General features: G+C 73.1%; 16 protein-coding genes. 5 read left to right on the top strand and 11 right to left on the bottom strand.

All coding sequences use genetic code 11. The features are described from left to right. Positions 1-94 precede the first annotated feature (94 nt). From CKY47_RS03305 to CKY47_RS03295, 3 genes are all read left to right on the top strand, one after another. A complete protein-coding gene (locus CKY47_RS03305; RefSeq protein WP_306744089.1) occupies positions 95-2,281 on the top strand; it encodes a translocation/assembly module TamB domain-containing protein in 2,187 nt (728 codons plus the stop codon). A gap of 169 nt (positions 2,282-2,450) precedes the next feature. After that, positions 2,451-3,278 (top strand): hypothetical protein, encoded by an 828-nt coding sequence (locus tag CKY47_RS03300; RefSeq protein ID WP_306744088.1) that lies wholly within the window; start codon positions 2,451-2,453, stop codon positions 3,276-3,278. A 201-nt stretch (positions 3,279-3,479) separates the two neighbouring features. After that, entirely contained in the window at positions 3,480-6,620 is a 3,141-nt protein-coding gene (locus CKY47_RS03295; RefSeq protein WP_306744087.1) for a beta strand repeat-containing protein, read from the top strand. Positions 6,621-6,679: 59 nt separating this feature from the next. Here CKY47_RS03295 and CKY47_RS03290 read toward each other — a convergent pair whose 3' ends face one another. The 9 genes from CKY47_RS03290 to CKY47_RS03250 all read right to left on the bottom strand — a co-directional run bounded on the left by CKY47_RS03290 (position 6,680) and on the right by CKY47_RS03250 (position 13,917). After that, a complete protein-coding gene (locus CKY47_RS03290) occupies positions 6,680-7,522 on the bottom strand; it encodes an exonuclease domain-containing protein (protein WP_306744086.1) in 843 nt (280 codons plus the stop codon). A gap of 25 nt (positions 7,523-7,547) precedes the next feature. After that, entirely contained in the window at positions 7,548-8,105 is a 558-nt protein-coding gene (locus tag CKY47_RS03285; RefSeq protein ID WP_306744085.1) for a TetR/AcrR family transcriptional regulator, read from the bottom strand. A gap of 100 nt (positions 8,106-8,205) precedes the next feature. Beyond that, positions 8,206-9,567, bottom strand: coding sequence for a replicative DNA helicase (dnaB, locus tag CKY47_RS03280; protein ID WP_371320601.1), 1,362 nt, complete (start codon positions 9,565-9,567; stop codon positions 8,206-8,208). A gap of 422 nt (positions 9,568-9,989) precedes the next feature. After that, positions 9,990-10,448 carry a 50S ribosomal protein L9 gene (gene rplI, locus CKY47_RS03275; RefSeq protein WP_306744534.1) on the bottom strand — a complete coding sequence of 153 codons (459 nt, stop codon included), beginning with the start codon at positions 10,446-10,448 and terminating at the stop codon, positions 9,990-9,992. A 13-nt stretch (positions 10,449-10,461) separates the two neighbouring features. Beyond that, positions 10,462-10,701: a 30S ribosomal protein S18 gene (gene rpsR, locus CKY47_RS03270; RefSeq protein ID WP_015805710.1), complete on the bottom strand. Its 240-nt coding sequence runs from the start codon at positions 10,699-10,701 to the stop codon at positions 10,462-10,464. A gap of 51 nt (positions 10,702-10,752) precedes the next feature. Continuing rightward, positions 10,753-11,256 (bottom strand): single-stranded DNA-binding protein, encoded by a 504-nt coding sequence (locus tag CKY47_RS03265; RefSeq protein WP_306744084.1) that lies wholly within the window; start codon positions 11,254-11,256, stop codon positions 10,753-10,755. A 12-nt stretch (positions 11,257-11,268) separates the two neighbouring features. Continuing rightward, positions 11,269-11,640, bottom strand: coding sequence for a 30S ribosomal protein S6 (gene rpsF / locus CKY47_RS03260; protein WP_306744083.1), 372 nt, complete (start codon positions 11,638-11,640; stop codon positions 11,269-11,271). Positions 11,641-11,779: 139 nt separating this feature from the next. After that, positions 11,780-12,718, bottom strand: coding sequence for a trypsin-like serine peptidase (locus CKY47_RS03255; RefSeq protein WP_306744082.1), 939 nt, complete (start codon positions 12,716-12,718; stop codon positions 11,780-11,782). Between the two features lie 188 nt (positions 12,719-12,906). Then, positions 12,907-13,917 carry a hypothetical protein gene (locus tag CKY47_RS03250; protein WP_306744081.1) on the bottom strand — a complete coding sequence of 337 codons (1,011 nt, stop codon included), beginning with the start codon at positions 13,915-13,917 and terminating at the stop codon, positions 12,907-12,909. 152 nt (positions 13,918-14,069) lie between these two features. On the opposite strand from CKY47_RS03250, the gene CKY47_RS03245 reads away from it, so the two are divergent. Both CKY47_RS03245 and CKY47_RS03240 read left to right on the top strand, forming a co-directional pair. Continuing rightward, positions 14,070-14,840, top strand: coding sequence for a deoxyribonuclease IV (locus CKY47_RS03245; RefSeq protein WP_306744080.1), 771 nt, complete (start codon positions 14,070-14,072; stop codon positions 14,838-14,840). Further along, positions 14,837-16,243, top strand: coding sequence for a glycosyltransferase family 87 protein (locus tag CKY47_RS03240; RefSeq protein ID WP_306744079.1), 1,407 nt, complete (start codon positions 14,837-14,839; stop codon positions 16,241-16,243). The genes CKY47_RS03245 and CKY47_RS03240 overlap by 4 nt, the downstream gene beginning before the upstream one ends. 205 nt (positions 16,244-16,448) lie before the next feature. Here the strand turns inward: CKY47_RS03240 and CKY47_RS03235 are convergent, their stop codons facing one another. Continuing rightward, positions 16,449-18,047 (bottom strand): glycosyltransferase family 87 protein, encoded by a 1,599-nt coding sequence (locus CKY47_RS03235; protein WP_306744078.1) that lies wholly within the window; start codon positions 18,045-18,047, stop codon positions 16,449-16,451. A gap of 152 nt (positions 18,048-18,199) precedes the next feature. Beyond that, a complete protein-coding gene (locus CKY47_RS03230) occupies positions 18,200-20,857 on the bottom strand; it encodes a transglycosylase domain-containing protein (RefSeq protein ID WP_306744077.1) in 2,658 nt (885 codons plus the stop codon). Between the last annotated feature and the right edge of the window lie 246 nt (positions 20,858-21,103).

Raw genomic sequence — 21,103 nt, 5'->3', positions numbered from 1 at the left:
CTCCGGTAGGCGGCGGTTGGGGGTAGACCGCGCGTCTGCGACGCAAACCACGAAACCCTGGCGCGACGTGCGGCCCGGGTGATCGGATCGGGGCGTGAGCGGAAGCCCGGACGACGCGGTGCGCGAGGCGTTCGCCGCCGGCCGCACCGTCCGGTTCGACACCGCGGCGCCCAGGCGGGAGCGGACCGTGCGCGGCGAGCTGCTGTCCGCGCTGCTCGCCGGCGGACCGCGCACCGCCGCCCTGCGGCTCGTCGGCGCGCACGTGGCCGGACCGTTCGCGCTGGAGGGCAGGCAGGTCGACCACGTCGTCGACTTCCTCGACTGCACCTTCGAGCGGCCGCCGGACCTGCGGATGTCCCGCATGGTGGGCCTGCGCATGCGGGGCTGCGCGGTGCCCGGCCTGCGCGGCCGCAACCTCCGCGTCGGCAGCGACCTGGTGCTGGAGGCCGGGTTCACCAGCGACGGCGTGGTCGACCTGACCGACGCCTCGGTCGACGGCACGTTCCGGTTGGCCGGCGCCGTGCTGCGCGCCGGGGGCGACCACGCCCTGCTCGCCGCCCGCATCCGGTTGTCGGGCTCGTTGCAGGCCATCGGCCTGCGCGCGGGCGGCGAGGTGCGGCTGCGCGGCGCGGACGTCGGCGGCAACGTGCACCTGGGCGGCGCGCGCCTGCTCAACGCCGGGCAGAACGCGCTGGACGCCACCGGCGTCACCATCGCGGGCACCTTGTTCTGCGACGCCGAGGGCGGCCGGTTCACCGCCGAGGGCCGCATCCTGCTCGACGGCGCCCGGGTCGGCGGCAGCGTCGTGTTCTCCGGCGCCCGACTGCGCGCCAGCGTCGTTGACCACCCCGTGCTCGTCATCCCGCGCGGCACCGCCGACGAGGCCGCCGCCCTGGTCGCCGACCGCCTGCGCGTCGACGGCAACGTGGAGCTGGACGACGGGTTCACCTCCTCCGGCACGGTCCGCCTGCCCAACGCGCTCATCGGCGGCTACCTGCGGCTGTCCGGCGCGGTGATCGGCCGCCGCGACCCCGCCGACGAGACCGACGACCCCGGCGGGGCCGGGGCCGTCCAGCGCATCCCGGTCGCCCTGCACGCCGACGGCCTCCAGGTGCGCGGCGACCTGGAGGCGCGGGCCGCGACCAGCGGCGGACCCCGCGGCCGCGGCACCCGCGACACCGCGTTCCAGGCCCACGGCCAGGTGCGGCTCGTCGACGCGCAGATCCGGGGCAGCGCCTCGCTGTCCGGCGCGCGGCTGCACGGGCCGGGCATCGACGTGCTGTTCGCCGACCGGCTGCGCGTCGGCGGCACCCTGTTCCTGCGCGACCTGCACGCCCTGGGTTCGCTGCGCCTCCAGAACGCGGAGATCGGCTCCACCCTCGACTGCTCCGGCGCCGCCCTGCTCTCCCCGCGCCGCCGCCCCGACGGCACGGTCAAGCCGTCGCTGGACGCCCGCGTCGCCACCATCGGCAAGGACCTCCTGTGCAGCCACGGCTTCACCGCCGCGGGCGGCGTGCGCGTCCGGCTGGCCGAGGTCGGCAAGATGGCCACGTTCGCGGGCGCGCGGCTCGGCGGTCCGGGCGCCGCCATCGCGCTCAACGCCTACGGCCTGACCACGCGGCAGCTCGTGCTGCGGCTCTCCGGGGCCGAGGCGCCGGTGGGCCGGGTGATCCTCACCAGGGTCGCCGCCGGCACCGTGCTCGACGGGCCGGGCCTGTGGGCCGCGACCGGCGGCGTGGACGTCGAGGACTTCACGTTCGCGTCGATCTCCTCCACCCCGCACGTCGACGTGGGCACCCGCCTGCGGTGGTTGCGCGGGGTGCAGCCGGACTTCGCGCCGGGGCCGTACGAGCAGCTGGCCGCCGTGTACCGGGACGGCGGAGAGGAGGAACTGGCGCAGCGCGTGCAGCTGGAGAAGCAGCGCCGGCGCTACTCCGAGCTGCACCTGGCCGGCCGGATCTGGGGCTCCCTCCAGCGCTGGACGGTCGGCTACGGCTACCGGCCGTGGCTCGCGATCGCCTGGCTCGCCGCGTTCGGGCTGTCCGGCGCGCTGTGGTTCCTGGGCCACGAGATGCCGAAGCTCAACGACGACGAGTCGCCGACGTGGAACCCCTGGCTGCTGGCGGTCGACCTGCTGATCCCGATCGTCGACCTCGGGCAGGACGGCAAGTGGAAGTTCAGCGGCGCGTCCCAGTGGATCTCCAGCGGGCTGATCGCGGTGGGCTGGATCCTCGCCTCCACCGCGGCGGCCGGCGCGACGCGCGTCCTCAAGCGAGGCTGATTACCCGCCGTCACGTGGTGCAACCCACTGTGCGCGTCACACGATCCGGCGAACCAGGCGCGGAACGAGTGCGAAGCCGGCTCGGCTGCCGGCAGTCTCTCGGCGTCGGCTTGATCGCTCCGATCACGTCGCCGACGAAATCCCAGCGCTTCTCGTGGAGGAACCAGCGATGTCGGCCGCAGACCAGCGAACGGGAACGGGGGCGAGCCGCGTTCGGCGGCTGCTCTCCCGTGCCCTGCTGGTCGCGGGCGGCGCGCTCGCCGGTACCGCCGCCGCCTGGGCGCTGTCCGCGGCCCCCGCGTCCGCGCAGACCCCGGTCGACCACGCTGACGCGGTCACCGGGATCTCGCAGGCCGCTGCGCCGCTGGGCGGTGCCCTGCCCGAGGTCGGGCTGACGCCGGTCGAGCAGACCCGCGTCGGCCAGGCCGTGCAGGACCTCGACGCCGCGCTGCGCAGCCCGCAGGTGCGGGAACCGCAGCCGCCCGACCTCGGCCGCGTCGCGGAGGAGATCCGCGGCGCCGTCGACCAGGTGGGCGTCCTGTTCCGGCAGCCGGTGCTGCCCCGGCTCGCGCCGACCGCCCCCGCGGCCGAGGCGCCCGCCGCGCAGCACCGGCAGCCCGTCACCGAGACCACCCCGACCACCACCGCCGTGCCGGTCACCGCCGGCACCCCGGTGGTGCACGGGGTGTTCGCGCAGTGGAGCCGCACGTGGCTCGACGCGCCCCGGCACGCCGTCGCCGCCGTGCCCACCGACAGCGGGTCCTCGTTCCCGGGCGACCCGTCCGGCCTCCCGTCGCTGCCGTTCGCGCCCCCCTCGGGCGTGCCGGCGCACTGCACCTGCGGTGGCGACGGCGCCGGTTCCGCCGGCGGTGGGAGCGGTCCGTTCGCGGCCGTCTCCACCTCCGCCCTCGACTCCGCCGTGGCCCGGGCTCTGCTCCCCGCCACCGAGCGGAACACCGTGATGCCGGGCAAGCAGCCCGGCATCACCCCCGACTGACCGAAGCGCGCGGTCCGCGGCAGCTCCCTTCGTCGAGCTGACCCCGGTAATCGACCGGCGCTTCCCCTCCACACGCTCCGCGGGGAACGGTCGAGACGCCGCGCACCCACCCCCTGATTCGGGTGGTCGTCCGCTCCGACGCGCTTGCCGCGTCCGACCACCCCTCACCTCCCGCAAGGGACACCGGAAGAAGGAGAAACCATGCACACCTGGGCCAAGCGCGGTCTCAAGACCGCACTTGTCACTGGTGGTCTGCTGATGCTCGGTACGGGCATCGCTTCAGCCCAGGAGAACGTCAACCCCGACGCTCCCCCGAACCCGCTCGACGCGAAGGTCCGCGTCCCGGTCGACGTCGACCACAACAACCTGGGCACCCCGGTCGGCAACCGCGACCTGCCGACCGTGCACCGCGAGATCGGCACGCCGAGCGTGTCGAGCACCCAGGCGGGCCGCCTCGCGGCCCCCGCCAACCCCCTGCTGCGCAGCCTCCACGAGCGCGCCCAGGGTGTCGAGACCTCGGGCCTGACCCGGGGCAACACCGCCGACGCCGACGTCGTCGTGCCGGTCAGCGTGTGCGGCAACGCCGTCGCCGCCGGCGGCGACGCCTACACCGAGGGCGACTGCGCCAAGTCCGTCGCCAGCACGGGCGACATCCGGACCGACGGTTCCTACGGCCCCCTCGCGGGCAACGTCGCCTCGGCCGCCGCCGCCGTCTCCCCGCAGGTCGACGGCAACGCCTTCGCCGTCCTGGCGAACGCCGAGACCCGCAGCACCACCGCGCAGGACGCCACCGCGGGCGGCGACGTCACCACGTCCGGCCGCAACGGCTCGCTGTCGGGCAACATCACGGCGGTCCAGGCCGCCTCCCCGGTCCAGGTGACCAACAACGCGTTCGCGGCGGGCGGCAACTCGCACAGCCGCTCGGCCTCGTCCAACGACGCCGCCGCCGCCGGCGTGCTGCGCACCGACGGCGACCGCAGCACCGGTGGCGGCAACGTCCTCGGCGTGCCGCTGGCCCCCGTGGTCGCGGTGAGCGGCAACGGTGTCGGCGCCGCCGGCAACGCGGACGCCCAGGCCGAGAACAGCGCGTCCGCCAAGGCGGGCGAGACCGAGGCCGTGCACGGCTACGTGAGGTGGGCCACCACCTCGGGCAACGACGGCACGCTCGCCGGCAACATGGTCCAGCCGTCCATGGCCGGCCCCGTGTCCACCGCGAACAACGCGCTCGCCGGCGTCGGCAACTCCAACGTCGACAGCGCGTCCGCCAACCGCTCCGCGGCCGGCGGCAACAGCATCACCGCCGGGCAGGACGCGGTGCTGTCGGGCAACTACGCCGACGTGCCGGTCGCCCTGCCCACCTCGTCCTCGGGCAACTCGCTGGCGGGCGTCGGCAACACCTCGTCCCGGCACACCAACGACGCCGACGCGACCGCGGGCGGCGACACGTTCACCAACGGCGACCGCTCGGTGCTGTCGGCGAACTCCGCGAACCTGCCCCCGGCGGGCGCGGTCGACCTGTGCGGCAACAGCGTCGCGGGCGGCGGCATCGCCGGCGCCGAGTGCGACAACGAGGTCACCGCCGACGCGGGCGGCTACAACGGTTCGACCGGCAACGACGCGGTCGGTTCCGGCAACATCGGCCAGGTGCCGCTCGGCGCGCCCGCCGAGGCGTTCGGCAACGGCATCGGCGCGGTCGGCACGTCGGCGGGCAACACCACCGAGCGCAAGACCGTCCGCTCCGGCGCGGTCGCGAACAGCACCGACGACAACGGCACCGTGTCGAGCAACGTCGTCTCCGCCCCCACCGCCATCGGCGGCCAGGTGTTCGGCAACTCGGGCGGCGCGGTCGCCAACCCGACGTCCCGCACCGACAGCGACACCGAGATCGACCTCGGCAACCCGCCCAAGGCCAACGGCAAGCACGGTTCCGTGTCCGGCAACATCGTCCACGTGCCCACCTCCAACCCCGCCCAGGTGTTCGGCGACTCGGTCGTCGGCGTGGGCAACGGCTCGTCGGACACGTCGAACAGGCTCGACTCCCGTTCGGGGGGTGCCGCCGTGACCACGGGTGACGAGGGCTCCCTCTCGGGCAACGTGCTGTCCGTGCCGCAGGCGTCCTCGCCGCAGGTGTTCGGCAGCGCGGTCGGCGCCGGCAGCAACGTGGAGTCGGAGAGCCGCAACGAGTTCGGCTCGTTCTCCGGTGGCGACGTCTACACCTCCGGTGACCGGGCGTCCCTGTCCGGCAACGGCGTCGGCGCGCAGCCGACCGTGCCGCTCCAGGTGTTCGGCGACGCGGTCTCGGCCGCGGGCAACGGCAAGTCCGAGGTGGACAGCGGCTCCGACCTGACCGCCGGTGGGCGCCACCTGTCCTCGGCCGAGGACAGCTCGTGGTCCGGCAACCTGCTCACCGCACCCCTCGGCGCGGAGCCGGCGGTGCACGGCGACTCGGTTTCCGCGGTCGGCATCGCGCAGACCGCCACCGACAGCGTGGTGGACAGCCGCTCCGGCGGGAGCACCGACACCACGGGCTCCGGCTACGGCAGTGCGCACGACCTGGAACTGCCCGGCCGGACCGCGGCCCGCCTCGTCGGCGTGCCGGTCGACGTGATGGGCGAGGCGAAGACCACCACCACGGACCGCAGCCGGATGCAGACCGGTGAGCAGCGCCACGAGCACGCGCGCAGCGCGGAGCAGGGCGTCCAGCTCCCGATCGGGATCGACAGCCTGATGGGCGCGACCGAGGTGCCGAGCCTGGACGCCCTGTCCCTGCTGCCCGACTCCCGGTGGGCGCTGCGCGTCTCCAGCCCGCACGAGGTGCGCGGCCTGCTGGTCCACGGCGTGTCGAAGGCCGGTTCCGTCGGCGGCGTGAGGACCGGTGGCCCGCAGCTCGGGCTGCCCGTCGAGCTCTCCGTGGTCACCCGCGAGCTGCCCCGGGTCGTCGAGGTCCTGCCCGGTGCGGCCGACGAGCGCTCCTTCGCCGGTCGGCTGCCGCTGCTCGACGGCACGGACCTGGGCGAGACCCGGGAGCTGCCGGCGCTGGTGGAGACCCTGCCGGTCGGGGCCTCCCTGCCGGCCGCCGGCCGCAGCCTGCCGACCCTGCCCGTGGCCGCCCCGATCGCCCTGCCGTTCGTCGTGCCGGTGCCGGGCATCGCCCAGCCGCGCACCGCGGCGCCGACCCTCCCGCCGGCGTCGCTGAGCGGTCTGGACGTCAACCCGCTCCAGGGCTTCGCCCTGCCGGGCCTGCCCGGCGCCGAGCGCACCCAGGCCCCGGCGCTGGCCGGCCTGGACGCGCTGACCGTGTTCGGCGCACTGGAGGACACCACCGTGCTGCCGCGCATCTGACGTAGTACGCCTCGCGCGCTTGGCCCTCGACACCTCCCGTGTCGGGGGCCAAGCCCTTGTCAGGGCTTCGCCGCACCCTCGAAGGTCGGGCGCAGGGCGTCGAGCATCGAGGCGAAGTCGTCCTCGGACACGATCGGCACCCCGTACGCCCGCGCCCGCCGTGCCTTGCCGGACAGCGTGAACGGGTCGGCGGCCACCAGCACCCGGGTCGACTTCGTCACCCAGCCCCGGCCGACCAGCCCGGCGGACGCCGCGCGGTCCAGCCACACGTCCCTCGGGACGAGCGTCTGCCCGGTGAACACCACCAGGTCGCCGCGGGCGAGCGCCACCGGCGCGTGGCCCGGCGACGTCGGCGCCGCCACACCCCGGCGCACCTCGGCCACCCCCCGACCCGGTCCCAGGTCCGGGAACGGCTCGACCCCCGCCGGCACCGGCAGCATCGTCGCGAACAACCGCGCCGTCGCGCGGGCGTCGTCCAGGGCGGAGTGCGCCGTCCCCGGGGCGATCCCGGCCGCCGCGCAGCACGCCGCCAGCGACCGCCGCCCACCGGCCAGCCGCATCGTGCACAACCCGCCGACCTCGACGTCCAGCCCGGCCCGGGCGAACTCCGCGCTCAGGAACCGCGCGTCGAACGCCAGGTTGTGCGCCACGACGACCCGCCCGGCCAACCGGCCCGCGAGCGCACCCGCCACCTCGGCGAACGTCGGCGCGTGCCACACGTCCGCCGCCCTGATCCGGTGCACGTGCTGCGGCCCCAGGTCACGACCGGGGTCGACCAGCGTGCACCACTCCCCGGTGATCCGCCCGGCCTCGTCGAGCTGCACCACCGCGACCTCGACGACCCGGTCCGACCGGCGCGCGGCGAACCCGGTCGTCTCCACGTCGACCACCGCGTAACCCATGACCGGCGCACCCTACCGACCCCGGTCAGGGCCGCAGCGCCCGCATCACCAGGCCCACCACCGAGTCGGCGTACTCACGCGTCAACGGCGCGCTCCGCAACAGCCACCGCTGGTACAGCGCCCCCAGCAACAACTCGGCCGCCGCCTCCAGGTCCGCGTCGGCGCGCACCTCACCGACCCGGCGGGCCACCCGCAGCCGCTCCTCCAGCACCACCCGCCGGGGCATCAGCAGCAGCGCCACCAGGTCCGCGCGCCCCTCGTGCACCAGGGCGCGGCACACCTGGTCGAACCGCCGGTCCTCCAACTCCACCACCGCGTCCCGCAGCTCGACCACCAGGTCGCCCACGAGGTCGTGCGTGATCACCGCGTCCGGCACGGCGGGCACCAGCTCGACGAACGCGTCGAACAGCAACGGGCCCTTGGCCGGCCACCACCGGTAGATCGTCTGCTTCCCGACCCCGGCCCGGGCCGCCACCGCCTCGATCGTCAACCGCGCGTACCCCACGGCCTCGACCAGCTCCAACGCGGCCACGAGGATGGCTCGCCTGGAACGGTCGCTGCGCCGCGCCGCGTCGGGTGGCATCCACCGATCGTAAGTGGAACCGCAGGTCCGGGGGGCGTGACGGGGCGAACTCGTGCCACCGGGGTCCCGACCGCCGCGGCCCCGGCGACCCCGGGCTGTTCTAGCCCTGGGCGAGGTCGGCGAAGCGGCTGTAGTGCAGCTGGTGCGCCACGGTGATGGTGGCCGTCGGCCCGGCGCGGTGCTTGGCGATGATCAGGTCCGCCTCGCCGGCGCGTGGGTCGTCGCGCTCCCACGCATCGGGGCGGTTGATCAGGATCACCATGTCCGCGTCCTGCTCCAGCGAACCGGACTCGCGCAGGTCGGACAGCTGGGGCCGCTTGTCGGTGCGCTGCTCGGGACCTCGGTTCAGCTGGCTGATCGCGATCACCGGGACCTCCAGCTCCTTGGCGATGAGCTTCAGGTTCCGGGAGAACTCGGAGACCTCCTGCTGGCGCGACTCGCTGCGCTTGCCCGACGACATCAGCTGGAGGTAGTCGACCACCACGAGCCGCAGGTCGTGCCGCTGCTTGAGCCGCCTGGCCTTGGCCCGGATCTCCATCATCGTCAGGTTCGGCGAGTCGTCCACGAACAGCGGCGCCTCGCTGATCTCGCTCATCCGCCGCGCCAACCGGGTCCAGTCGTCGTCGCTCATCTTGCCGCCGCGCATGTCGCCGAGCCGGATGCGCGCCTCGGCGGAGAGCATGCGCATCACGATCTCGGTGCGCGACATTTCGAGCGAGAAGATCGCGCTGGTCAGACCGTGCTTCACGGAGCAGGAACGGGCGAAATCCAATCCCAGGGTCGATTTCCCGACGCCGGGCCTGGCCGCGACGATGATCATCTGACCGGGGTGCAGGCCGTTGGTCAGCTCGTCCAGGTCGGCGAACCCCGTGGGGATGCCGAGCGACGAACCGCCGCGCGAGGCGATCGCGTCGATCTCGTCCATGGTCGGCTGGAGCAGTTCCTCCAGGACCACGTAGTCCTCGGTCGTGCGGCGCTCGGTGACCTCGTAGATGGCGGCCTGGGCGCGGTCGACGACCTCGTCGACGTCGGCCCCCTCGGCGCCGTTGTAGCCGAGCTGGACGATCCGGGTGCCCGCCTCCACCAGGCGGCGCAGCACGGCCTTCTCCGCCACGATCTCGGCGTAGTAGGAGGCGTTCGCGGCCGTCGGCACGGTGGCGATCAGGGTGTGCAGGTACGGTGCGCCGCCGACGCGCAGCAGCTCGCCCCGCCGCTCCAGCTCCGCCGAGACGGTGATGGGGTCGGCGGGCTCGCCCCGGCCGTAGAGGTCCAGCACGCAGTCGTACACGGCCTGGTGGGCGGGCCGGTAGAAGTCGTTGGGCGCGAGGACCTCGACCACGTCGGCGATCGCGTCCTTGCTCAGGAGCATTCCGCCCAGCACCGACTGCTCGGCGGCGAGGTCCTGCGGCGGCTGCCGTTCGAAGCCGGGCTCGGCCATGCCCCGGTCGTCCACCAGCGCCACCGTGCACTCACCCCAATCTGCTGCCGTTCGGATGTTCTACCCCGTCGGACCGACAAAAGCCGGTAACCGGCGCGCGGCGATTCAGCGACGCTAGAGCCACCCGGTTGGACCAGGCAAACGGGGTTGTGGACAACTCGGTGGACAGCTTGGGGATGGTTGGCCGAACCTGGCCACAGGGCTGGGGAAAGCTGTGGACAACTTGGGTACAAGTCGACCTGTGACAGAAGTTATGCCAGCTCAGGCCCTGTGGATGAATTTGTGGACAACCGGTTTGTCACAGCCTCGGCGTGTCGCGTGTTACCGCCTCTTCGGCGTGTCGCGCACACCCCGTCACACGAGTTGTCCACAGCCGAACGCACGAAGGCGCCGTGCGACCAGAACACCTGGTCGAACGGCGCCCCCGTGTGGAGAAACCCCTGGGATCAGCCCTGGGCCGCGACCTCGACGGCCAGCGCGACGGTGACCTCCGGGTGGAGCCGGACGTTCACCGAGTGCTTGCCGAGGGTCTTGATGTGGCCCGCCAGCTCGACGGCCCGCTTGTCCAGCGTGGGGCCGCCGGCCGCGCGCACGGCCGACACGACGTCGGACGAGGTGACGGAGCCGAACAGCTTCTTCGAGCCCGCCGCGGCCTTGGCCTTGAGCGTCACGGAGCCGAGGCCCTCCAGGGAGGACTTGATCTCCTTGGCGTGGTCCAGGTCGCGGACCCGACGGGTCTCCTGGGCACGGCGGATGACCTCGACCTGCTTGGCCGCGCCCTTGGTGGCGGCGATCGCCAGGCCGCGGGGCAGCAGGTAGTTGCGGCCGTAGCCGTCCTTGACCTCGACGATGTCGCCGGGGCCGCCGAGGCCGGTCACGTCAGCGGTGAGGATGAGCTTCACGATGCCGTCCCCTTTCTCAGCGAGCCGTCGAGGTGTAGGGCAGCAGCGCCATCTCGCGGGCGTTCTTGACGGCGACCGCGACGTCGCGCTGGTGCTGGGAGCAGTTGCCGGTCACCCGGCGGGCGCGGATCTTGCCCCGGTCCGAGATGTACTTCCGGAGCAGGGTGGTGTCCTTGTAGTCGATGAGGTTGGCGTTCTTGTCCTTGCAGAACGCGCAGACCTTCTTCTTGGGCTTGCGCACAGGCGGCTTGGCCATGTGTGGACTCCTGGTGTTACGCGGTGAAGTGTGGGTTGACCGGTGCGCGGTCTAGAAGGGGGGCTCGTCGGCGAAGCCGCCGGAGCCGGCCGGCGGGGCGGAACCCCACGGGTCGTCTGCCGGGGCGCCACCGCCACCGCCGCCGCGGGACTGACCGCCGCCGCCGCCGAAGCCGCCGCCGCCGTCACCCCTGCTCACCTTGTTGACCTTCGCGGTCGCGTAGCGCAGGGAGGGGCCGATCTCGTCGACCTCCAGCTCGATGACGGTGCGCTTCTCGCCTTCCTTCGTCTCGAAGGAACGCTGGCGAAGTCGCCCGGACACGAGCACGCGCGAGCCGCGGGTGAGCGATTCGGCCACGTTCTCCGCGACCTGCCGCCACACGTTGCACCGCAGGAACAGCGCCTCGCCGTCCTTCCACTCGCCGCTCGCCTTGTCGAAGGTGCGAGGCGTGGAGGCGACCGTGAAGCTCGCCACCGCGGCGCCGGACTGGGTGAAGCGCAGTTCGGGATCGGCGGTCAGGTTCCCGACCACCGTGATCGTCGTCTCGCCGGCCATGGTCGGAGGCTCCTAGACCCTGGCTGCCTTGGCGGCCTTCGCGGCGGCCTTGGCGTCGGCCCTGGCCGCGACCTTCGCCGCGGTCTTGGCGGCCCGGACGGGGTCGCGGCGCAGGACCTTGGTCCGGAGCACCGTCTCCTGGAGGCCGAGCTGGCGGTCGAGCTCCTTCACCGCGTCGGGAGTCGAGGTCAGGTCGAGGATGGCGTAGATGCCTTCCGCGTTCTTGTTGATCTCGAAGCTCAACCGGCGCTTGCCCCACACGTCGACCTTCTCGACGTTGCCACCCGTGGTGCGGATGACGTTGAGGAACGTGTCGAGGGACGGCGCGATCGTGCGCTCGTCGAGACTCGGGTCGAGGATGACCATCACTTCGTAATGACGCATGTGGACCACTCACCTCCTGTGGACTCGGCGGCCACGGACGTTCCGTGGCAGGAGGGTCTGTCGCGTCAGCAACCCGAAAAGGGTAACAAACCCCCGGACGGGTTCGTCCGGGGGTCTGTCCGGGCAGGTCGGGCTTCGCTCACAGCTTCCAGTTGTGGAGGTTCGCGAACGCCGCCTCGGTGATCCGGGTGCCCCTGTTGTGGTCCCCGTAGCCGTAGGCGTGCACCGCGTCGGCGCAGTACGTCGAGCAGCCGACGTGGTGGACGGGCGAGCCGCTCTGCCCGCCCGTGGTGTCCAGGTGGTAGGCGAGCTGGCGGGTGTGGACGGCGGAGATCGCGCTGGTGGTGGTCCACTGGGTGGCACTCGGCTTGTCCTGCGGGTAGCCGGCGCTGGTCACCGGGGTGCCGACGGTCGGCGTGGCGGCCCAGTTCATGCCGTACCAGCCGGTGGTGGTGCCGATCGTGCAGTCGAGCTTGAGGCCCGCGTAGTCGTACTCGACGCTCGCGTCCTGGACCCACCCGGTGACGCTGTAGACGGCGGACGTGCCGCAGCTGCCGTACGGCGAGGTGGCGCCGTTGCGGCCGGGGTGGACGGTGAAGGCGGTGTTCCAGCCGCCGGACGGGCCGCCGGAGTGCACGCAGTGGCCCGCGGTGGCGACGGCGTTCGCCGCGTACAGCCAGCCCGTGCACCAGCTCGTCGCCCCGTTGGGCTTGGTGTAGGTGAAGTAGACGTTGGCCCGCGCGGGGTAGACCGTGGTCGGGTTGACCCGGGTGCGCTCGTCCGGCGCGATGATCGACGCGGTCGACTGCTCGTCGGGGGCGACCACGCGCGGCCCGGCGCCGGTCACGGGGCGCACGCCGCGGGCGTCGGCGGGGTTCCCGGTGCCGGTGAACCCGGCCGAGGGCGGGTGCGCGGCCGGGACGGGCGTGCCGCCGACCCGCCCGTCGGCGGAGACCGGCGTGTCGCCGGGGAGGGCGGGCGCGGCGGGCGCCGCCGGGGCGACCACGGCGGTGAGCGCGGTGGCGAGCGCTGCCGCGAGGCAGAGGGACAGCGGCGCGGGCAGGGTTCGGCTGGTCATCGAGGTGCCCCTTCGGGGATCGCGGATGACGACCAGGTAACGCTCCCACTACCCAGAGTTGTCAGGTAGGGGACGAACGCGTGAAAGATTGACGGAGGGTCACGGCCGCCGGATGGGTGACCGCCCGGGAGTGAGCCGACCGGGAGTGAGCAGTCCGGGAGTGAGCCCGACCGGGGTCGCGCGGGCGCTCACGCCACCGCGCGGCGCAGCACCCAGGTCCGCACGAGCGCGCCGGTGACGCAGGACAGCAGCAGCACCGCGAGCAGCACGGGGGCCGCCACCCCGCCGCCCATCCGGCCGACGTCGGGCAGCGCCTGCGCGCGACCGGCGGTCTGCACGCCGTCCGCGTCGCCGGTGCCGGGCAGCCCGTGACCGGGCCGGTAGCCGCTCACGCCGCCGCCGTAGCGCACGCCGGGGGACGGCGAGTACTGGCCGGGCACCGCGAACGGCAGGGCGCCGTAGCCGAACAGCGGCACGCGGCCGAAGTTGCCGCCCCAGGGGTTCGAGCCGTACAGCGGCAGGTCGATCGCGCCGACCCCGCCGACCGGCGTGAACGGGCTCTGGGCGCCACCGGGCGTCGCGCCGGGCGTGCCGGTGGCGGGCGTGGTCCCGGGCTGACCGGTGGGCGGCGGCGTGCCGGGGTTGGGCTGGGGCTTCGTGCCGGGCGCGCCGGGCACGGCCTGCTCCACGGCCTTCTGCGAGGCGTCGGCCAGTGCCTTCGACCCGTCCTGGACGGGGGCGGCGGCGGCGTTGACGCCCTCGACGGTGACGCCGCACAACCCGGCCAGGGTCTTCTGCACCTGGCCGGTGAGCGTGGTGATGATCGGCCCGAGCAGCGGCAGCCCGTCCAGCTCGGCGTTCACCCTGTTCGCGATCTCGCCGCCGGTGATGACGCCCTTGCCGGTGGGGATCGCGCCGATCGGGATGGGCGGCATCGCCTCGAACGCCTTCCGGAACGGCTCCGCGAGCGGCGGACCCAGCAGCGGGACGGCCCTGACCAGGTCGACCACGGGGCCGAGCACCGCGCCGGGGCTCAGTGCGACCGGCGTGCCCGGCGCTCCCCGGACGGTGGTCGCGCAACTGCCGACGACCACCGGTTCGGCGGCCCGCGCCGTGGCCGCGCCGCCGAACGCGCCCGCCGTGCCGACCAGGAACACCACGGCGGACGCGACCGAGAGCCGGGTGAGCCGGGTCCGCATGGTGGGCCTCCTCAGACGTGCGGCACACGTTTCCTACTTACAAGTAACGAGCGTAGGCGCAGATGGTGACGTGAGTCATCCCCCTCGGGCGACAAATTCCACATCGGCGGCCGGCGTCGGGGCGTTGCACGTCCCGACTACCCTGCACAGCTATGCGCATCGGGGCCCACGTCCGAGACGACGACCCGCTCGGCGCCGCCGCCGATCGCGGAGCCGAGGTCGTCCAGTTCTTCCTGGCCGACCCCCAGGGGTGGAAGGCGCCGAAGCCGCACCCGCAGACGGACGGCCTGCTGGCCTCCGACCTGGACGTCTTCGTCCACGCGCCCTACCTGGCGAACGTCGCCTCGCTCAACAACAAGATCCGCATCCCGTCCCGCAAGATCGTGCTCCAGCACGCCGAGGCCGCCGCGAAGGTCGGCGCCAAGGGGCTGATCGTGCACGGCGGCCACGTCACCAGGGGCGACGACCCGATGGAGGGCGTCGCCAACTGGCGGAAGATGTTCGAGCGGCAGGCCGAGAAGGGCGGGTTCGCGGTCCCGATCCTGATCGAGAACACCGCGGGCGGCGACAACGCCATGGCCCGCACGTTCGACATGCTCGCCAGGCTGTGGGACGCGGTCGGCGAGTTCGACGCCGGGTTCTGCCTGGACACCTGCCACGCGTTCGCCTCCGGCGAGGACCTGGTGGGCATCGTGGACCGGGTCAAGGCCATCACCGGCCGCATCGACCTCGTGCACCTCAACAGCTCGCGCGACGAGTTCGGCTCGGCCCGCGACCGGCACGCCAACATCGCGTCCGGCACGATCGACCCCGACCAGCTGGTCGCGGTGGCCGGCGCCGCCGGCTCGCCCGTGCTGGTCGAGACACCCGACGAGGGGCAAGCCGAGGACATCGCGTTCCTCCGCGAGCACCTGGGCCGATGAGCGTGACACGGGAGGCGGTGGCCGTGCCGGGTGGCGCGAGCGCCACGCCGGGGGCGTCCCGCTTCGGGCGCGTCGGGCTGGCCGTCGTCGTCCTCCTGTGCGGGCTGACGATGTTCGCCGGCTTCCTGAACAAGGACCGGTGCACCGGCCCGGAGTTCGACCAGTGGGGCCGCAGCGCGCCGGACTACGAGGAGCGCAACAAGGCCGAGGTCTGCTACTCCGACGTCCAGCACCTGTGGATCGGGCGCGACGTCGACCGGCACGTCTTCCCGTACGTCCACGGCAGCATCAACAGCAAGGGCGTGCTGGTCGGAGGTGTGGTCGAGTACCCGGTGCTGACCGGCCTGCTGATCTGGGCGGGTGCGATCTTCGCGCACACCGACGCCGCCTTCCTGCTGTTCTCGGCGCTGCTGATGGCCCCGTTCGGGCTCGCCGCCGGGTACCTGCTCGGCAAGCTCAGCCGGTGGCGGGCCCTGGTGTGGGCGATCGGCCCGCCGGTGGTGCTCTACGCGTTCCACAACTGGGACCTGCCGGTCGTGTTCTGCGCGGTCGCGGCGGTCTACGTGGTGCACCGGGGGTGGGGCGAGCGGGAGCGGCCCCTGGTGCAGCGGGCCGTCGTGGCGTCCGTGCTGCTCGGCATCGGGTTCGCGTTCAAGATCTACCCGGCGATCTTCGTGCTGCCGCTGTGCCTGTACGTGCTGACCGGCGGACCGGGCGGACGCGCCCTGCCGCGCGGGCGGTCCTGGGACTGGGCGGGCGCGGTGAAGGTCGCGCTGGCGTCCGTCGTCACGGTGGTGCTGATCAACCTGCCGTTCGCCGTGGTCGGCCTGGAGGGCTGGAAGGCGTCGTTCGCGTTCCAGGGCCTCCGCCGCGTCGACATCACGACGAACTCGATCTGGTTCTGGGCGATGCGGCCGTTCATGGCGGACGACGACATGCAGTCGCTCGTGTCGGTGCTGTCGCCGGTCGGCATCCTCGCCTCGTTCGCCCTGGCCTGCTGGATCGGCTGGCGGCGGTACCAGGCGGAGGGCACCTACCCGTGGGTGCCGGTGTCGGCGGCCATGCTGTGCGGCTTCCTGCTGCTGCACAAGGTCCACTCGCCGCAGTACACGCTGTGGCTGGTGCCGATGTTCGTGCTGCTGCGGGTGCGCTGGGGCTGGATCGCCTCGTACTTCGTGGCGGACCTGGCGATGGGCATCGGCATCTTCCGCTGGTACTACGCGATCGAGTTCGCCCAGCCGTCCGGTATCTACGACGGGTTCTCGGCGCAGGCGGTGGTGATCGGCGTGTGGGGCCGGGCGGCACTGCTGGTGGCGCTGTTCCTGGTGTTCCTCAGGTCCGAGGTGACCTTCCGGGACGGCCGCGTCGCCCGGTCGCGCGGAACGCTGCCGGCGGAGCGCTAGGCCGGACATCCCGGCACGGGGTGCGGGACGGGCAGCGCGCCCGGCAGGGCGGACACCGCCGGCACTCCCGGCCCGACGACCGCGCACGTCAGGACGAGGTCGTCGGACGCACCGGACCCGGCGGCGGTCGCGGCCACCGCCCACCGCCCACGCGGCGAGTCCGCCCCGGCCCGGCCTGCCGGGGGAACACCCGGGGCGCGGGCGATCAGGCGGAGGACGTCGTCCCCACCGGTTCCGCCTCGACCGGCCGCCGCTTGCCGAACCGCAGCGCGAACCGGTCCGGCGCGCCGTCGAACACGCCGCCCGCCGGGTCGTCGTCGCCCGCCTGGCGCACCTTGTCCAGGTCCGGCCGGTAGATCTCGCGCACGATGAGCACGCACAGCACCACCACGGCGACGTCGCGCGCCACGACCGCGCCCAGGAACCAGTCGATCGGCAGGCCCTTGTTCTCCACGCCCAGGTAGAACATCATCCGGGGCACCCACACCAGCGCGTCGATCGTCATCCACGCCAGCAGCAGCTTCCACCTGGGCAGCGCCAGCACGGCCAGCGGCACGAGCCAGAGCGAGTACTGAGGGCTCCACACCTTGTTGGTCAGCAGGAACGCCGCCACCACCAGGAACGCCAGCTGCGCGAACCTCGGCCGCCGGGGTGCGGACAGCGCCACGAACCCGATCGCCGCGCAGCACAGCAGGAACAGCACGGCGGACACGGTGTTGAGCACCTCGGGGGCCTGGCCCTGCGTCAACCCCGGGTCGAAGCCCTGCCAGCCGGTCCACTGGGCGACCACGTTGTAGAGCGAGTCGGGGTCCACGCCGCGCTCGGTGTTGAGCCGGAAGAACTCGCGCCACCCGTCGGGGTAGGCCAGGGCGATGGGCGCGTTCACCGCCGCCCACGTCGCGAACGTCGCGGCGACCGTGGTGAACCCGGACTTCAGCTTCCCGGACCGCCAGCACAGCAGCAGCAGCGGCCCGAGCAGGAACAGCGGGTACAGCTTCGCCGCGCCGCCGAGTCCCAGCAGCAGACCGGCGAGCAGCGGTTTCTTCCGCGCCCAGGCGAGCATGCCCGCCGTGGCGAACGCGGTGGCCAGGGTGTCGAAGTTGGTGAACGCGTGCACGACCACCAGCGGCGACACCGCCACCAGGACCGCGTCGTACGGCCGTCTGCGCGCCAGCTGCGCCACCGCGTACGCCGTGACCAGCCACGCCAGGGCCAGCCACAGCGCGGTGATGTCGAAGTACACGATCACGGTCATCGGCGACGGCAGCCAGCCGGACGCCGCGATCTCCGTCCAGCCCTGCGCCATCCGGGCGTTGAGCAGCATGAACATGCCGGTCAGCACCGGGTACTCCATGTACCGCACGTGTGCCGTCGGCTTGCCCTCGTCGTCGACCCACGACGTCTTGTACGGGAACGTGTCGACCCGGTCGAGCCGCTCGGCCGTGTAGAGCGGCACGGTGTCGGAGTAGCACATGGCGACGAACTGCCTGCTGCCCCGCCAGTCGAGCTGCACCACGCCGTTGTCGTCGACGTACTGCTGGACGCACGGCGACTTCTGGAACCACGCCAGCGCCAGCGTGACCACGGCGAACAGCAGCACGACCCGCAGCGGGGTCCAGAACCACTGCCTGCCCACCGAGGCGTGCCTGCCGACCGGCCCGCCGAGCGGTCTGCTGGCCGCTCGGGCGAGCGGCTCGGTCCACGTCGGGTTGACCCGTTCCTCGGGGCCGAGGGAGTCGGTGTCGTCGGCGTTCGCCTGGGCGCCGTCGGGGTTCGCCTGCGAGTGCTGCGAAGGGCTGGCCACGGGGACGGATGCTACGGGTACGGGTCGGCGGAGGTTGTGAGGTCGGGGAAGGTCGGCGGCCGGGGGCCGGGGGCCGGAAGCGCGGAAGGGTCCGGAAGCGCGGAAGGGCCCGGCGGGGACGCCGGACCCTTCCGTCACGCGGTGCGACCCGCTCAGCCGCTCGGCGGTGCGCCGCCCCCGCCGATGGGGTCGGGTTCCGGCTCCTGCGACGTCGTCGTGCACAGCGGCGGACGGCACGGACCACCGGTCCGGGTCGTGGTCGTCGTGGTCGTCGGCGTCGTCGTGGTCGGCTTGTCCTGCGACGGCGGCCGGTCGTCGTCCCGCTTCTCGGTCGTCGTCGTGGGGGTCGTCGTCGTGGTCGTCGTGGTGATCTTCGGTTCCTCGAACTGGCCGATGGGGTTCGGCCTCGGGAACTTCTCCATGGGCGCGCCGTTGAGGGCCTTGTCCATGAAGCGCTTCCAGATCTGACCGGGCACGCCGCTGCCGTAGATGTCGGTGCGGCCGTTGGGCTCCTTCAGCGCGATGTTGCCCGCGTCGGTGCCCAGCCACACGCTCGCCGCGAGCGTCGGGGTGTAGCCCGCCATCCACGCCTTCGCGTTCTCCGTGCTGCCCTGGAGCTCGTGCGTGCCCGTCTTGCCGGCGCACTCGCGACCGCCCGCGCAGGCGATCTTGCCGGTCGGGATGCCCTTGAGCACGTCGGTGACGTTGTCCGCGATGTCCTGGCTCTTCTTCGGGTCCGGGTCGAAGGCCGGGCGGGACTCGTCGATCCGCTGGTAGACGGGCTGGTCCTCGGTGTTCACGATCTTCGTGATGAAGAACGGCTCGTGGTACACGCCGCGCGCCGCGAACGTCGCGTACGCCGTGGTGATGTCGAACGGCCGGACCAGGGTCTGGCCACCACCGATGGAGATGTTGCCGTCCGGCGCGGTGCCGCCCTCGCCGACGAGCAGCTTGGTGGTCGTGTCGCCGATGGTGACCTCGCGCGGGATGCCGGCCTGGTGGGCCGCCTCGGCGACCTTGCCCGTGCCGAGCTTGAGGGCCATGTCGAAGAAGACGGTGTTGACCGACTTCACCATGGCCTCGCGCACGGTGCACTGCTTGGGCACCCGGCAGGCCACGCCGGGGGAGTTCTTCACCGAGTTGGCGCCGGTGCGGCCGGGGAACTCGCGCGGCGAGCTGCCGTCGTACACCTCGCCCGCGCCCTCGCCGGCCTGGAGGGCCGCCACGAAGTCGAACGGCTTGAACGACGACCCCGGCTCCTGGAGCGTGCCGGTCTGGTAGTCGATGCCGCCGCCGTCCGCGCCGCCCCAGTACGCCTTGACGGCGCCGGTGGCCGGGTCGATGGCCGACATCGAGGTCCGCAGCTCCGGGTTCTGGCCCCGCATGACCTCGTCCACCGCCTGCTCGGCCGCGGCCTGCATGGCCGGGTCGATGGTGGTGTGGACGGTGCCGCCGATGCTCTGGAGCTTCTCCAGGTCCCAGTCGACCTTCTCGCTGGACATCTCGTTCAGGATCTGCTGGCGGATGTGCAGGCGGGCGCCGGTCAGGCCGCCCTGCTCGGCCTGCTCGACGATCACCGGGAACTGCTCGGTGTCCCGGTACTCCTGGGTGATCCAGTTCATCTCCAGCAGCCGGCGCATCACGTAGTCCCAGCGCTCCGCCGTGTAGGCGGCCTGCTCGGACCGGCTCGGGTTCTGGATCATGCCCGCCAGCAGCGCGGCCTGCGAGTGGGTGACCTGCTGGAGGTCGTCGATGCCGAAGTACGCCTTGGCCGCGGTCTTGATGCCGTAGGCGCCCTTGCCGAAGTAGATCGTGTTCAGGTACGCCGTCAGGATGTCCTTCTTGTCCTGCTGCTCGGACATCTTGTAGGCGGTGACCATCTCGTTGAACTTGCGGGTGATGGTCCCGTCTTCCTTGCCGGTGGCCTTCTTCACGTACTGCTGGGTCAGGCCCGAGCCGCCGGAGTCGCCGCCGGTCACCTGGTAGTAGACCGCGCGGGCGATGGCCGTCATGTCGAAGCCGAGGTTCGTCTCGAACGTCGGGTCCTCGGCCGCGAACACGGCCTGCTTGATGGAGTCCGGCAGGTCCTCGTACTTGATCATCGTGCGGTTGGCCTCACCGCTCGCGATCCGGACCATCTCCGAGCCGTCCGAGTAGCGGATCGAGATCGCCTTGCCCTGCTGGGCGGCGATCTCCTCCGGGATCGGCACCTCGACCACCTGGTAGGCGATCGCGAAGGCGACCACCGGGGCGAGCATCATCAGGCCGAGCGCCACGTAGGTGGTGCGGCGCACGCGGCGCCAGATCCTCTTCCGGCGCACGACGCGGGCCTCCGCCTCGGTCAGCTCCTCGTCGTACTCGTCGTCGTAGAACGGCTCGACCTCGACCTCGTCCTCGCGGTGCGTGAGGAGCTGGGGCTCGCGCGGCGTGCTCTGCTGCACGGGCGGCAGGAGGTCGGTCGGCTCCTCGCCGGGGCGGCGCTCCGGACCGGGACCACCGGGGCGGCGCGGTCCGCCGGGGCCGCCGACGGGCGGTCGTCCGCCGGGACCGACGGGGGCGCCGGGCCCGACCGGGCCACCGGGACGCCGCACGCCGCCGGGGGGCGTCGAGGGTCGCTGGGGCGGGCCGCCGGGCACGCTGCCGGCCGCCGCGCCGGGACCGGCCGGACCGCCGGGCCTGCCACCGGGCGCGCCGGGACGGCCGTTGCCGGGCGCGCCGGGGATGCCTCCGGGTGCTCCGGGGCCGTTGGGGCGACGTGGGGGCTGGGCGCCGCGGGGGATGCCTCCCGAGGGGATGCCACCCGAGGGCATTCCACCCGGAGGGGTTCCGCCGGGAGGCGGACCGCCCGGCGCACCTCCGGCCGGCGGACCGCCGCCGGGGCGGGAGAAGCCGCCCGGTGGGGTGCCGTGCCGCGGGGCGTCGGGGCGCGCGAAACCACCTGGCGGGGTGTTCGGACGCTCCGGCTGATTCCCGGCGCCACGCCGAGGTGGCTGCACGCCGCCGTCCGGGTCCTCCCCGGTCGGCCACTGCGGCTCCCCGCCACGTTGCCTGTCGTC

It is taken from the genome of Saccharothrix longispora (assembly GCF_030852425.1).
GTDB lineage: Bacteria > Actinomycetota > Actinomycetes > Mycobacteriales > Pseudonocardiaceae > Actinosynnema > Actinosynnema longispora.
Note: the sequence above shows the minus strand (reverse complement) of the source record. Positions and strands in the feature narration are given on the sequence as shown.